At 72.6% G+C, this 13,115-nt stretch carries 12 protein-coding genes; 5 read left to right on the plus strand and 7 right to left on the minus strand.

What is annotated here, in order from left to right:
- Window positions 1–13: 13 nt before the first annotated feature.
- Together AABA78_RS25360 and AABA78_RS25365 are read left to right on the plus strand one after the other, a co-directional pair.
- Window positions 14–271, plus strand: a complete 258-nt coding sequence (locus tag AABA78_RS25360) for an acyl-CoA-binding protein (RefSeq protein WP_338266578.1) — start codon at window positions 14–16, stop codon at window positions 269–271.
- 12 nt (window positions 272–283) lie between these two features.
- On the plus strand, window positions 284–1,453 hold the full coding sequence (locus AABA78_RS25365; protein ID WP_338266579.1) for a metallophosphoesterase: 1,170 nt from the start codon (window positions 284–286) through the stop codon (window positions 1,451–1,453).
- A gap of 7 nt (window positions 1,454–1,460) precedes the next feature.
- Here AABA78_RS25365 and AABA78_RS25370 read toward each other — a convergent pair whose 3' ends face one another.
- From AABA78_RS25370 to AABA78_RS25380, 3 genes are all read right to left on the minus strand, one after another.
- On the minus strand, window positions 1,461–1,889 hold the full coding sequence (locus AABA78_RS25370) for a hypothetical protein (protein ID WP_171414947.1): 429 nt from the start codon (window positions 1,887–1,889) through the stop codon (window positions 1,461–1,463).
- A 64-nt stretch (window positions 1,890–1,953) separates the two neighbouring features.
- On the minus strand, window positions 1,954–3,126 hold the full coding sequence (locus AABA78_RS25375; protein WP_338266580.1) for a hypothetical protein: 1,173 nt from the start codon (window positions 3,124–3,126) through the stop codon (window positions 1,954–1,956).
- Between the two features lie 16 nt (window positions 3,127–3,142).
- Window positions 3,143–4,903: a VWA domain-containing protein gene (locus tag AABA78_RS25380; protein WP_338266582.1), complete on the minus strand. Its 1,761-nt coding sequence runs from the start codon at window positions 4,901–4,903 to the stop codon at window positions 3,143–3,145.
- A 486-nt stretch (window positions 4,904–5,389) separates the two neighbouring features.
- Here AABA78_RS25380 and AABA78_RS25385 point away from each other — a divergent pair, with 486 nt between their 5' ends.
- Both AABA78_RS25385 and AABA78_RS25390 read left to right on the plus strand, forming a co-directional pair.
- A complete protein-coding gene (locus AABA78_RS25385) occupies window positions 5,390–6,061 on the plus strand; it encodes a sigma factor (RefSeq protein ID WP_171414979.1) in 672 nt (223 codons plus the stop codon).
- Between the two features lie 46 nt (window positions 6,062–6,107).
- Complete coding sequence (locus AABA78_RS25390) at window positions 6,108–7,298, plus strand: zf-HC2 domain-containing protein (RefSeq protein ID WP_338266583.1); 1,191 nt, start codon at window positions 6,108–6,110, stop codon at window positions 7,296–7,298.
- A gap of 51 nt (window positions 7,299–7,349) precedes the next feature.
- Here the strand turns inward: AABA78_RS25390 and AABA78_RS25395 are convergent, their stop codons facing one another.
- The 4 genes from AABA78_RS25395 to AABA78_RS25410 form a co-directional block, all read right to left on the minus strand.
- Window positions 7,350–8,765: an AraC family transcriptional regulator gene (locus AABA78_RS25395; protein WP_338266585.1), complete on the minus strand. Its 1,416-nt coding sequence runs from the start codon at window positions 8,763–8,765 to the stop codon at window positions 7,350–7,352.
- A gap of 11 nt (window positions 8,766–8,776) precedes the next feature.
- Window positions 8,777–9,313: a zf-HC2 domain-containing protein gene (locus AABA78_RS25400; protein ID WP_338266586.1), complete on the minus strand. Its 537-nt coding sequence runs from the start codon at window positions 9,311–9,313 to the stop codon at window positions 8,777–8,779.
- Window positions 9,306–9,947 carry an RNA polymerase sigma factor gene (locus tag AABA78_RS25405; protein ID WP_253895171.1) on the minus strand — a complete coding sequence of 214 codons (642 nt, stop codon included), beginning with the start codon at window positions 9,945–9,947 and terminating at the stop codon, window positions 9,306–9,308. Before AABA78_RS25405 ends, AABA78_RS25400 begins: the two co-directional genes overlap by 8 nt.
- A 128-nt stretch (window positions 9,948–10,075) precedes the next feature.
- The gene (locus AABA78_RS25410; RefSeq protein ID WP_338266590.1) at window positions 10,076–10,558 is read right to left on the minus strand and encodes a PaaI family thioesterase; all 483 of its coding nucleotides are present in this window, start codon (window positions 10,556–10,558) and stop codon (window positions 10,076–10,078) included.
- A 142-nt stretch (window positions 10,559–10,700) separates the two neighbouring features.
- Here AABA78_RS25410 and AABA78_RS25415 point away from each other — a divergent pair, with 142 nt between their 5' ends.
- Complete coding sequence (locus AABA78_RS25415; protein ID WP_338266592.1) at window positions 10,701–13,025, plus strand: ATP-dependent helicase; 2,325 nt, start codon at window positions 10,701–10,703, stop codon at window positions 13,023–13,025.
- Window positions 13,026–13,115: the final 90 nt, after the last annotated feature.

Consider the following 13,115-nt stretch of genomic DNA (forward strand, 5'->3'; position numbering starts at 1 on the left):
CCGGAGACCGCGCATGGCCCTCGATGATGACTTCAGCGCCGCCCAGACCCGGGTGAAGACGCTGTCCAAGGCCCCCTCGAACGACACGCTGCTGGAGCTGTACTCCCTCTACAAGCAGGGCACCGAGGGGGACGTGCAGGGCAAGCGCCCCGGCATGCTCGATATCAAGGGGCGCGCGAAGTACGACGCGTGGGCGGGCCGCAAGGGGCTGGCGAAGGACGCCGCGAAGCAGCAGTACGTGGCGCTCGTGGACCGGCTCCTGCGCGGATAAGACACGGCCTTCATGCCTCAATGGCTCCGGATGGCGCTGTTCCTCGTGCCGGTCACCACGCTGCTCGCGGTGGCGCACGTCTACCTGTACCGCCGCCTGGTGCGCGACGTGACGCCGAGCAGGGCGCTGCGCCGCGGGGGGATGGGGCTCTTCGCCGGGGGGCTCGTGGGCTCCCTGGGTGCCCGGATGGTGGGGGCGATGTTCTCCTCCGAAGTGGCGTGGTGGACGGGCATCGCGTTGCTGGTGTGGATGGGGCTGGTGCTCTACCTGCTCATGTTCACCCTGGGGCTGGACGTGGTGCGGAGCGTGCTCGCCCGCGTGCGCAGGGCCCCGGAGCCGCCGTCCCCCGAGCGCCGGGCCTTCCTCGCGCGAGGGATGGCCGCGGGCGCAACCGTGGCGGGCGCGACGGTGAGCAGCTTCGGCGCCTGGCGCGCGTTCCATCCGCCGGACGTGCGCGACATCCCGGTGCGGCTGCCCGGGTTGCCCAAGGCGCTGGAGGGCTTCACGCTGGTGCAGCTCACGGACATCCACATCGGCGGGGTGTTGCAGCGCCGCTTCGTGGATGAGCTGGTGGCGCGCGCCAACGCGCTCAAGCCGGACCTCATCGCGGTGACGGGCGACCTGGTGGACGGCACGGTGCCGGAGCTGGGCCGGTACGTGGGCGGCTTCGGCGCGCTCCGGGCGCGGCACGGCGCGTACTTCGTCACCGGCAACCACGACTATTACTCTGGCGTGGAGGCATGGACGGAGTTCGTCCGGGGGCTGGGCATCACCGTGCTGCGCAACCGCACGGTGTCCATTGGTGACGCGGGCGCGTCCTTCGACCTCATCGGCGTGGACGACTGGAGCGCGAGCCGGTTCGGTGAACCCGGTTATGACCTGGACGCGGCGCTCCAGGGGCGCAGGCCGGACCGCGCGTCGGTGCTGCTGGCGCACCAGCCCTCCAACTTCGAGGTGGTGGCCCAGCGCGGCCTGGGGCTCCAGCTTTCAGGCCATACGCACGGCGGGCAGATGTTCCCGGGCAACGTGGTAGGCCACCTCATCTGGGGCGACCAGAACGCGGGCCTGAGCCAGTTGGCCCAATCCCACCTCTACGTCAGCCGCGGCTGCGGCTTCGTGGGCCCGCCCATGCGCGTCGCCGCGCCGCCGGAGATCGCCCGCATCATCCTGCTGCCGGGCTGAAAGAGGTTCACGGCTTGCGGTGGGCGCTGTCCAGGAGCAGGCCGTCCTCCTGGAGGAGGGTCGGGGCGGGCCGGGGACGGCCGTACAAGAGCCCCGAGGCGATGCGCAGCGGCGCGGCCCACGCGGGCTCGTCGCGCACCAGTACGTCCTCGCCGCCGATGCGGACCAACATGCCGTCGGGGGCCACCACGGAGAAGCGCAGCGGCCGGCCCAGCGCCACCTGGAGCGCGGCCATGGTGGTCTCGTCCTCCTGGGAGAAGCCCAGCGGGCCCTCCGGGTGGCTGTGGGTGATCTCCACCAGCGTGTCCCGCAGGCTCCAGATGGCTTCCCACCGTGGACGGGAGTCCGGAAGCGCCACGGGGTCGTCGAAGGAGTCACCCCACAGCACCGCGTCCTCCGGCCCGATGAGCAGGCACACCTCGCGCGTCGTCGACATGAAGTCCTTCCTCCCGAATGGTCCGTACCGACGTGGGGAACGGGCCCGGTCGGACACGCGCGTTTCAGACGTGCCGGGTGATGACCAGCGCGTCCGTGTCGATGGCTTCCTTCAGCACCGACGGCAGGCTCTCCAGCGTGACCTGGGTGTCCGCGCCCGCCAGGCACACGCCTGCGTCGCGCACGCGCAGCGTCGCGGCCTCCACCACCGTGACGAAGCGCTCGCCCATGAACGTGTAGACGACCTCCACGAGGCCATCGCCCAGACGGCGTTGGGCCAGCAGCCGCGCGCCGGCCTTGTCGAGCGCGCGCTCCACCCACGCGCCGACGTCCGACTCCGTGCGCCGGTGCGTGTGTCGCGTGTGACCTCGTCCGTTCCGCCGCGCCTCGCCGTGCTCCCGCTCTGACCAGGCCCGCGCTGCTTCGCGCCCGTCCGGGTCGCCCGGGAACGGCGACGGGCCGGGCTCCTGGCGCATCCGCGTCAGGGCGTCCCATCGTTCGCGCTCACGCCCTGACAGCGGCCGGGCGATTTCGCGTCCCTCCGCGTCCCGCCAGACCTCCGGCGCACCGTGCTCGCGGTGCGTCCACGCACGCGTCTCCGCTGCTTCGCGCCGGGACTCCTGCTCCGCCTGCATCCGGAGGAAGCGCGCACGCTCCTCCGCGAGCCCTCGCAGGCAGCGCTCCGCCTCCGCGCGTCCCTCGCGCGCCACGTCGAGCACTCGCGCACGGGCCTCCATGGGCGCGAACGGGATGCCCGTGCCGCGCGATGCCGCCTCCAGCACCGCGAAGCCGAACGCCGCGCGCAGCGATGCACTCACGCCTCGCGCATCCCCCAGCGCACGGTCCTCCTCCAGCGCGCGGCGTGCCGCTTCCTCCGCCTCGCCTTCGAACTCCACGCCCTCGAAGAGCAGCGTGCCGTCATGCCAGCGGCGGGCCGTCACCGGCGACAGGCGCGGCGGCTCCTCCTCCGGCATCAACGCGAGCGCCTCCGCCAGCGCGCCCTCGCGTACCAGCCGCGTCCCCCAGACATGGCCCCGCACGCGCGGCAGCGCCTCCAGCCCTTCCGGACCGGCCGGCTCTCGCGCGGTGGCCTCGCGGCCCTTCACCTCGAAGCGCCACCAGCCCGGAGCGACGGGCCAGGTGACGCGCAGGCGGCGTGAAGGCGCGTCCACGGTCCCGCCGCCGAAATACGGCAGCACCGCCGACTCCACCTTCCCGAGCAGCTTCCGGTAGTCCACGCCCCTGCCTCCTTCTTCACGCCACCTTCAACAGCGGCGTGCTCATCACCCGGTCCACCCAGCCGGACTGGCTGGCCCCCGCCTCGCGCGGCGCGTCCATCAGCGCCTGGAGCACGCGCGGCACCTGGTACGGGTCCGCGAACTGCCCCACGCTCACTTCACTGAAGGGCACGCCCAACTGCTTCGCGCCCGAGCGCACCGTGTTGCCGCGCGCCCCCGCCACGCTCACCAGCAGCGCCATGGCCGCCACGCTGTAGCCACACGCGTGGAAGGCCCGGGCGAACTGGTCGCCTGCCTCGCCCGCCTCGTCACCCACCACCATCACCACCAGCTTCGCCTCCGCCGGGATGCGCACGCCGGAGCGGTGCAGCGCGTGGACACCGGCCGCGTGCACCGTGCCGCCGGACGCCTTCAGCCCGGCCAGCATGTGCTGCACCGCGGTGCGGTTCGGCGCCTTGGGCTGGAGCACCGTGCCCATGGTGTCGAACGCCGCCACGTGCAGCTTGTTCATCGGGAAGCCCGCGAGGATGCGCGACAGCGCCTCCTTGGACTGCTCGATGGCGCCCTCCATGGACCCCGACTTGTCGATGAGGAACATCACCCGCACGTCCGTCTCCGCCGTCGCCTCCGCCACCGCCTTCTTCACCGCGTTGTCGCTCGCCTCCTCCAGCTTGCGGCGCACGTCCTCGCTCCGGACGTTCTTCGCGATGTTCAGCGAGCGCTGATCCGTCGCGTTCGCCACCGCCCGCTCCCAGCGCGCCTTCACGGAGGGCTCCTGCAACAGGCCCAGGTCCTCCAGCGTGGGCGTCATCAGCCGCAGGTCGCGGTCCGACAACGACGGCAGCAGCGTCGCCAGGATGGCGGGCGTGAGGCCCACGTCCTTCGGCAGCCGGCCCACGACCTCCTTGTAGGAGAGCCGCTCCAGCTCAATCCACTCGCAGATCTCCGCCTCGGAGAGGCCGTCGAAGCGCTCGCGCTTCACCAGCGTGAGGCCCTGCAGGCCCACCTGCCGGTGGCCCCCGTCCGCCTGCTTCTGCTTCCAGCCGAGCACCTCGAAGAAGCCCTGCGACTGGGGCTTGTAGCCCGCCTTGCGCGCCAGCCGCTTCAGCGTCTCCTTGTAGCCCGCCTTCACCAGGCCCTGGAGCATGGGCAGGTTCGCCTCGCGCGCGGCCAGCCACTTCTGGGCCACGCGCTTCCAGCGGCCCAGCGGCGGCTTGCGCGACGCCGGATCTCCGAAGCCCGCGGCGCGGTTGAGGCGCGCGATCTCCGGCGTCTCCAAGAGCTCCGCCACGCGCAGCACGGCCTTGGGCGTGAGCATCCGCGTGGAGCGGCGCACGTAGTGCAGCACCATGGCCTCGCCGATGGCGCGGTAGTCGTCGTCGTGGAAGGCGATGGCGCCCTGGCCGTCGCGCACGGGCTGGCCCGCGTGCTCCTGCACCAGCATCAGCGCGCAGGTGGCCACCTTCAGGTCGCGCCAGTCCGTCTGCGTCAGCGCGTACGACGCGAAGTGCGCCATCAGCATGGGGTTGAGGCGGTGGAGCTCCAGGAGCTGGCCGTACAGCTTCACCGCGGCGGGCACGAACAGGCCCGGCGCCACCTTGCGGCCGCGCGCCTGCGCCTTCGCGTCCGCGTTGGCGGCGGCCACCCAGGTGCCGTTCACGTCCAGGCCCGGGCGGTGGTGCCACAGGTGGGCGGAGCCGCCGAGCACCACGTCGAGCAGCCGCTCGGCCGGTCCGCGCTGCGTCTCCGGAAGGGTCGTCTGGGTGCGAGCAGTCATGGCGGGCGTCCCCCTTTCGGGACGGAGGCATGCCCGGAAGGGCCGCCTGGGTTGGGAGGGAAAAGGTGAGCGCCCGAGTGAGGAAGCCGGAAGGCTGAATCCAGAGTTCAGTGCCGGACCGCCGGCGGTCCCCCCGCCTTGCGAGCGGGAGGGTGGAGTCGAACCACGGCGTGTAGGGCCTCTTCGGCCGGGCGCTCGAAAGCGATGCGCCCCTGGACGCCCCCCGGGCTGGAATCCTGACGGAACCATTTCCGGGGCCTTGCGGGCCGGCGCCGGGCCTTCGGGCGCCTCCAAGGAGAAGACCCGCCGCGTCATGCGCGGGGGCCGGAAAAAGGGCCGTCAGGAAATGCCGGGGGCTGGCGTCGGGGGTTCTGGTAACCAGTCGGAGGCTGTCCGCGGATGCAACGTGCTACCTTGCCGCGCCACATCCCCGTAACCCAACCTCTCGGGATGAGGACGTCCCGGGACAGCCTCCAGGGTCCTCCGGTGTACGAGCAGCTCACGGATGAGGAATTGTTCGCGGAGGTGTCCCGCCGCCGCGCCACGGGCGAGGCCGTGGGGACCCCGCTGGGGGCCTTGTGCGCGCGATGGGCGCGCCCGGCCCGCTACGTCATCAGCAGGATTCAGGGCAGCTACGGACGCGGCTCCCCGGCGGACGCCGACGAGCTCTTCCAGGACGCGGTGGGGAAGTTCCTCGACCGGGGCCTGGACCAGTTCCGGGGCGTGTCCGAGCAGATGCCGGGCAGGAGCGCGTCTCCCAAGACGTTCTTCCTGCGCATCGTCAAGCACGTCGCCATCGACTTCTACCGGCGGCACCGGGAGGAGCTGGCGCCCGCGCCGTCTTCGCCCGACGACGTGATGGAAGAGACGCCGTCCGAGGTGGCCCGGGCGGTGGAAGGCGCACGGCGTCGCGAGGAGCGCGCCGAGGCGCAGGAGCTGTACTGGGCCGCCTACGCCAGGCTCCAGCAGGAGCACCCCAAGGAGGCTTCCGCATGGGAGCTGTATCACCACGAGGACGTGGAGGATCACGAGGAATGCGCACGCCGTTTGGACATCAGCGTGGTGAACTCCTACAAGCGCGTCAGCCGCGCCCAGGCATACCTGCGTTTGTACCTGCTGGAGTTGCAGCGGGACGGACTGCCGGAGGAGCCGTCGTGACGCCCCGCGGGGGGCAGATGTCCTCCGCCCTGCCCGGGATGTCGCGATGAAGGGCGACGCGCTGTCCCGCTACCAGGCCCGGTACGCGCGCCTGGGCGCGGGCCCCCTCCCGGTGGGCGAGCTGTTGGAGCTGGTGGGGGATGTGCTGCGCCGCTCGGACCGGCTCGGCACCGACGGGGTGGAAGAGGCCTTGAAGGGCCTGGACCGCCCCGAAGTGGAAGCCTGGCTTGCCCGGCAGAAACCGCAGGCGCTCCAGCCGCTGCTCCTGCGTGCCGCCGAGGAGTCGATGGAGGTGGCGCTGGGTGAGGAGGGTGAGGAAGCGGAGCTGTGGCGCACGTCCGCGCTGGAAGGACTGGCCGCCCGGGACCGGGCCGCCTCCGCCGCCCGCGCGCTCGCCACCTGGGAGCTCTTGAAGGGCCCGCTGGACGGGGACGCACTCGCCGCTCGCGAGCGGCTCCTCGGGGCGCTGGGCCACCTGGACACCGCGCTGCGCTCCCGGGCGCGCTGGTTCATCCCGCTCAACGCCGAGCGGCGCGCCGAGCGCGACCTGCTGGACCCGGTGGAGCGTCCCGGCGCGTGGTGGTTCTCCGCGCGGGCCGGTTGCGATGACCTGGTGGCGTCCTGGACGGGCCGCCCCATGAAGGATCCGGAGCACCTGAAGGACTGTGCCAGCTGCCGCGCGGACCGGGCGGACACCGCGGTGGTGGACAGCCCCCCGCGCCGTCACCTCACGGACGACGAGCTGTGGCGGCTGGACTCGGGCGAGATGGGCCGCGAGGAGCGCGAGCGCGTGGAGGCCCACACGGCGGGCTGTGGCGAGTGCGCGCAGGCCGTGCTGGCGCTGGAAGAGGGCGACGCCGCCATCGACGAGGCGCTGGAGCTGGATGAGGACGGGGCGCAGGCCCCGCGCGCGGCGCGTGACTCCCGCGCGGACGTGGCCCGGCGCCCGGGCGCGGCCCGCCTGCCGGAGCACCGCGAGGTGCTGGAGGAGCGGCGCGACTTCCGCGTGGTGCTGGTGCGCGAGCGTCAGCGGGTGCGGCTGCTGGTGCAGCCCCTGGGCACGCGCGCCGTGACGGCCGCCGTCTTCCTGTCGCCGGGGCGTCCGTCGCTCAAGCCGACGCAGGGGCCGGAGGGGCTGTCCTTCGACCTGTCCACGGCGCTGGCCACCGGCGCGCACGCGGCCCACCTCACGGTGCAGGCCGGGCAGGAGACGCTGGAGCGCGACTTCGCGTTCTGACGTCCAGCGGTGAAGGAAGGGCAGGGCCCTTCCTTCCGCCTCCGCCCTGTCTCACTGGAGCTGCGAGGAGGGCACGTCCCGGCCGGACGAGTCGTACGGCTGGGGCGAGCGCACGGGCATGCGGGGCGGAGGGATGGGGCCTCGCGAGGCGCCGGCCCGCACGCCACCGGACAGGAAGGCCGCCACGAGCTGCGTGAGCGGTGGCCGGGTGGCGAGCGCCACGCCGCACACCTCCAGCCACTGCCGTTCGAAGCGCCCCGTCTTCTGCAGGTACGCATTGCAGCCCTTCGGCGTGGAAGCGCCCAGGTCGCGCTCGAAGCGCTGCTCATCGGTGCCCCAGCGGATGCGGAGCGAGTCCGAGGCGAGCCGGATGGACAGCGGCTCTCCGCCCCAGGTGCCTTCGATGAGCGTGGCGGCGCCGCCCGCGCGCACCTTCACCGCGAGGTCGCGCCGCTCGTAGACGCCGTTCACCTCGATGCCGTGCTCGAAGAGCTCGTCGTCGAACTCGCCCTTCCAGGTGGGGCCCTTGCCGCGCACGAGCGGCGTCGCCGTCTGCACGCGCTGCGTGTCGAACCACGCGGTGCCCACGCGTCCCAGGGGTGCGTTCGCTCCGCCCTGGGGACGGGGCGCTTCCTCCAGGCCCTGGGGGCCGGAGGGCAGCGGCTGCAAGGTGGCGAGCAGGTCCGTCGTCTTCACCGACGCGTCCACCGGTTCGAAGCGCACGCCGCCGAGCCACGCCTGGCCGGTGCCGCTCATGATGAGGCCCGCCATGATGGTGGTGGCCTCCAGGGGCACGTCCAGCACGACGTCGTAGCGCTTGCAGCCGTGGGTGCCCACGAGGGCGCGCGACTGCATGTTGTCGAAGGCGAGCGGCTGCTTGGGGTCCGCGCCTTCCACGCGCATCCACAGCCCCGCCCAGCCCTTCACGTCCTGGTGGCGCACGGCGGCGGAGAAGCGCAGGCGCTTGCCCCGGAAGTCCTGCGCGCTGAAGGCCTGCATGAAGGTGCCGAAGCTGTCCGTGGCCTGGGTGCGCGAGCGCAGGAACGCGCTGCGCGTGCCTTCGCACGGGGCGGTCTCGTCCACGCCCGCTTCGTAGTGCTGGGGCGCGCTTTCCGTGACGTACCAGCCCTGCGGCAGCTTCGCGCGCGTGGCGCCAGGCGCGGCGGGCATGCCGCCGGAGGAGGCGGGAGGCGTCGCGGGGGCCGCTGCCGCGCCAGGGGCCGTCGAAGAGGGAGCCACCGAGGCCGTGGTCAGCGGTGCCGCGCCGGACTTCAGGGCGGGTCCCGTGGAGCCGGTGGCCGCCGGCGTCGCGCCGGACTTCGGCACCGCGGCTTCGGGCGTGGCCTCCGAGGTGGACGCGAGCGCCGTCGTGGAGGCGCTCGCCGCGGTGGACGGGGTCTGGGCCGCCGCGAGGGGCGCCCAGAGCGCCAGCAGCAGGGCGGACATGCAGGAGCGTCGGAAGGTCATCTCGGAAGTCCTCACAGCGCGGCCGGCCGCGAGTTCAGCGCCACCTGGGTCAGCCCACTGGACGCGTCGTAGCGGGGGACCTCGCCCTGTCCACCGGGGTGGTACACGAGCAGCCCGCGCGCGCTCGCGGACTTGAGGCAGTGCTCCTGCGTGGCCAGGTCCGGGCACGCGACCACGATGTCCCGGGGCCCTTCCTCCACGTCCTGCACCGCGACGACCGGCGCTTCCACGGGCGTCACGGGCGGGGGGGGCACGGTCCCTCCCGTCCGCAGCAGCAGGAACACGGAGGCCGCCACGGCGACCAGCGCCGCCGCGACGGCGGCCGGGCGGTGCCAGCGCGCGGGGCGCACCACGACGGCGTCGCGGGGCGTGGCGGCGGCGACCTCGTACAGCTGCTCCTCCAGCAGGGCCTCCTCCTGGAGCAGCCGCGCGCACGGCTCGCACGTGAGCGTGTGGGCCTCCAGCTCCGCCCCGGCTTCGGGCGGCAGCGCGCCCAGCAGGTACTGCTCCGTGCGGTCGCGGGTGAGGTGGGGCGTGGGGCTAGACATGGTTTTCCTCTTCGAGCGCGGTGCGCAGCTTCTTGCGGACCTCGCACAAAATCTGTCGCACGCGCTGGACGGACAGCCCGACGCGGGAGGCGACCTCGGCATGGGGAAGCCCCTGGCCGTCACAGGCCAGGAGGAAGACGTTGCGCGCGCCCGGCGACACCTGCTCCAGCGCGTCGCGCGCCCGGGCCAGCTGCTCCTCCGACAACAGGCGCTTCTCCGCGGACTGCGCGGGGTCCACCGGCTGCTGGCGCTCCGGCAGGTCCTCCACCGTGCCGTCCACCGACTCGCGCCGCGTGCGCCGGGCGTCATCCGACGCCAGGAACGCCGCCTGGGTGAGCGCGAGGTAGGGCAGGCTCAGCTCCGTGAGCAGGCCCCGCTGCTGCTGCTGGATGAGCCGCGCCCACGTCTCCTGCGCCAGCTCCTGGGCCCGGTCCACCCGGATGCCCCGCGCGAGCAGCGACACCACCACCCGGCGCTGGTGCCGCGCGATGAGCGCGTCCCACGCGGCCCGCTCTCCCGCCAGCGCGCGCCGGGACAGGGCCTCTTCATCCGGCGCCGCCGGCCGCGCGACCCTGTCTGTGCCCTGCCGTGACTGGAGGGTCGTCATCCCCAAGCCCTGTACGGCTGCATCCATGCCGTCTTCCCGTTGCGAGCCGCGCTGGTCCCCCGGGGACCGTTGTTGCCCCGGGCTCCCAGGGAAACGCGCCTCCAGGCCGGGCATATCGACGGAAAGGGGCAAGGGTGGCCCGGGGTGGGAGAATGTCAGTTGGTGGCGGGGCTCTCGCCGGAGGCCCACGGCTGGGAGGAGACGCGCACGACGCCCTGGCAGCGGGCACACACCCGGCCCTCGGCGTCCATCAGCTTCGCGGAGGCGAAGACGGTGGACGGGCCGCCGTTGTCGATGACGGCCTCCACCCGGAGGTGGGGGCCGGTGGCGGGGCGCTCGAAGCTCATGGACAGCTGGACGGTGGCGCAGCGGCGGGTGGGGTCCCTGAGCGCCGGGGTGCAGCCGATGGCGAAGTCGAAGAGGGCGGAGAGCACGCCGCCGTTGACGGCGGAGGCCCCCAGGCCGCCCCGGTGCTGCGGCTGCACCTCCGGAAGCTCCACCACCACCTTGCGCCCTTCGGGGAAGGACATCCGGGCGCCGAAGTGGCGCAGCGTGAGGCTCTGGTTGAAGAGCTCCGCGAAGCGGTCGAGCTGGGCCTGGGACGGAGGGGATGGGGCGACGGACGGGGTGTCGGACATGGCGGTGGGCCCTCCTTATATCCCACGCTCCTGCCTGTCCCGGGGGCGGACGGCCCGGCGTGCGCCAGGGTTGGCGGAAGACCCGGCACCGGCGTGCGAAAGACGTTAGAAGGCGGGGTTCTTCCCCCCGGTGGAAACCCCCGTGAACGCGCACGAAACCGCCCTCCTCGAAGACTTGAACCCGCCGCAAGCGGACGCCGTGCTCCACGGCGACGGCCCCCTGCTCGTGCTGTCGGGCGCCGGCAGCGGCAAGACGCGCGTCATCACCCGCCGCGTGGCCCACCTGGTGAAGGTGCGCCGCGTCTTCCCCTGGCGCATCCTGGCCGTCACCTTCACCAACAAGGCCGCGCGCGAGATGCGCGAGCGCCTCACCCAGCTGCTGGGCGCGCAGGCCAACGACCTGGTGGTGAGCACGTTCCACTCGGCCGCGGCCATGATCCTGCGCCGCGAGGCGGAGGCCGTGGGCCTCACCCGGTCCTTCGTCATCTACGACGACAGCGACCAGCTCAGCCTGGTGAAGCGCGCCATGCGCGACGCGGGCGTGGAGCCGGTGATGCAGCCGCGCGAAATCCTCCACCGCATCGACCAGGAGAAGAACGCCGCGCGGCTGCCGGAGGACATGCGCGTGGAGCAGGAGGACGTGCGCGGGCAGATCGTCAAGCGCGTGTACGCGGGCTACCAGAAGCTCCTGCGCGCGGCGAACGCGGTGGACTTCGGGGACCTGCTGCTCTTGCTCGTGAAGCTCTTCCGCGACCGGCCGGACGTGCTGGAGCGCTACCGCACGCGCTTCACGCACGTGCTGGTGGACGAGTTCCAGGACACCAACCCCGTGCAGTACGCGCTCCTGCGCCAGCTGGCGCCGCCGCCGTCCGCGAACCTGGTGGTGGTGGGCGACGACGACCAGTCCATCTACCGTTGGCGCGGCGCGGACGTGGACAACATCCTCCAGTTCCCCTTGCAGTACCCGGGCGCGACGGTGGTGAAGCTGGAGCAGAACTACCGCTCCGACCAGAACATCCTCACCGCCGCGCACGAGGTCATCTCCAAGAACCCGCGCCGCATGGCGAAGAAGCTCTGGAGCGAGCGGCCCAAGGGGGAGAACCTGGAGTTGCTCCTGCACCGCGACGAGCGCGCGGAGGCGCAGGAGGTGGCCCGGCGCATCCTGGCCCTCCAGCGCGAGGGCTTCATCAAGTTCTCCAGCATGGCGGTGTTCTACCGGACCAACGCGCAGAGCCGCGTGCTGGAAGAGGCGCTGCGGCTGGCGCGCGTGCCGTACCAGTTGGTGAGCGGGCGCAGCTTCTACGACCGCGCGGAGGTGCGTGACGCGTCCGCGTACCTGCGGCTGATGGTGAACCCGCGCTCGGACGCGGACCTCTTGCGCGTGCTCAACGTGCCGGCGCGCGGCATCGGTGACACCACCGAGGAGCGGCTGACGGACTTCGCGAACGAGCAGGGCCTGAGCCTCTACGAGGCCCTGGGCGAGCGCCACCGCATCCCCTCCCTCAACGCCACCGCGCAGAAGCGGCTGGGCGGCTTCCACCAGTTGCTCCAGTCGCTGCACGCCTTTTCGCTGACGGCGAAGGACGCGGCGGGCGCGGTGGACCAGATGCTGAAGGAGTCCAAGCTCGTGGAGACGCTCGTCGCCGAGGGCAGCGACGAGGCGCTCACCCGCGCGGAGAACCTGAAGGAACTGCTGGGCGCGGCGCAGGAGTTCGACCTGAAGCGCGCGTCCGACATGGTGGCCACCGCTCAGGCAGTGGAGGCGCGCGAGGAGGAGGCGCCGGAGGGCGTGGACTCCGCGCCGCTCACCGCGGACGTGCCGCCCCTGCAGGCCTTCCTGGAGCAGATCAGCCTGGTGGGCGAGGCGGACGCGGAGGTCAGCGAGGGGCGCGTGGCGCTGATGACGCTGCACGCGGCCAAGGGCCTGGAGTTCGACGCCGTGTTCCTCACCGGCCTGGAGGAGGGCGTCTTCCCGCACTCGCGCGCGCTCAAGAGCGAGGAGCCCGACGGCGGCGAGGAGATGGCCGAGGAGCGCCGGCTCTGCTACGTGGGCTTCACCCGCGCGCGCAAGCGGCTCTTCGTGAGCCTGGCGCAGTGCCGCTCCCTCTTCGGCGAGCTCAAGTACAACCCGCCCAGCCGCTTCCTCGCGGACGTGCCGCAGGCGCTCTTCGGCTTCAAGGAGAACGACCTGCCGCCCCCGCCGCGCGCCGCCGCCATGCCCCAGCGCCGCCGCAACTGGGACGACGACGAGACGGGGCCGCGCGTGGACCGCAGCTATTCGCAGGCGTCGTCGGACATGGACGGAGTGGGCGGCGACGTGCGCGGCATGCGCGTGCGGCATGAACAGTTCGGCTCAGGCCGAATCGTCGCCGCGGAAGGGTCCGGCCCCAACGCCAAGGTCACCGTGGAGTTCGGCGGGAACGTGGGCCTCAAGCGCGTCATCGCTCGCTTCCTCATCCCAGGCTGAGGGCCGGGCCGGCCGGTGGATCCGGTGTCGACAGCCGTTTCCAGTACCGATGTGACGCGACGCTCGGCCGGCCGGTGTACGGATTGACTT

Origin of the sequence: Corallococcus caeni, from assembly GCF_036245865.1 — a bacterium.
Taxonomy (GTDB): Bacteria; Myxococcota; Myxococcia; order Myxococcales; family Myxococcaceae; genus Corallococcus; species Corallococcus caeni.

Bases quoted from the DNA above. Each gene is read 5' to 3' on its own strand.
- AABA78_RS25360 (WP_338266578.1), top strand. From the start codon at position 14: ATGGCCCTCGATGATGACTTCAGCGCCGCCCAGACCCGGGTGAAGACG.
- AABA78_RS25365 (WP_338266579.1), top strand. From the start codon at position 284: ATGCCTCAATGGCTCCGGATGGCGCTGTTCCTCGTGCCGGTCACCACG.
- AABA78_RS25370 (WP_171414947.1), bottom strand. From the start codon at position 1,889: ATGTCGACGACGCGCGAGGTGTGCCTGCTCATCGGGCCGGAGGACGCG.
- AABA78_RS25380 (WP_338266582.1), bottom strand. From the start codon at position 4,903: ATGACTGCTCGCACCCAGACGACCCTTCCGGAGACGCAGCGCGGACCG.
- AABA78_RS25390 (WP_338266583.1), top strand. From the start codon at position 6,108: ATGAAGGGCGACGCGCTGTCCCGCTACCAGGCCCGGTACGCGCGCCTG.
- AABA78_RS25395 (WP_338266585.1), bottom strand. From the start codon at position 8,765: ATGACCTTCCGACGCTCCTGCATGTCCGCCCTGCTGCTGGCGCTCTGG.
- AABA78_RS25400 (WP_338266586.1), bottom strand. From the start codon at position 9,313: ATGTCTAGCCCCACGCCCCACCTCACCCGCGACCGCACGGAGCAGTAC.
- AABA78_RS25405 (WP_253895171.1), bottom strand. From the start codon at position 9,947: ATGGATGCAGCCGTACAGGGCTTGGGGATGACGACCCTCCAGTCACGG.
- AABA78_RS25410 (WP_338266590.1), bottom strand. From the start codon at position 10,558: ATGTCCGACACCCCGTCCGTCGCCCCATCCCCTCCGTCCCAGGCCCAG.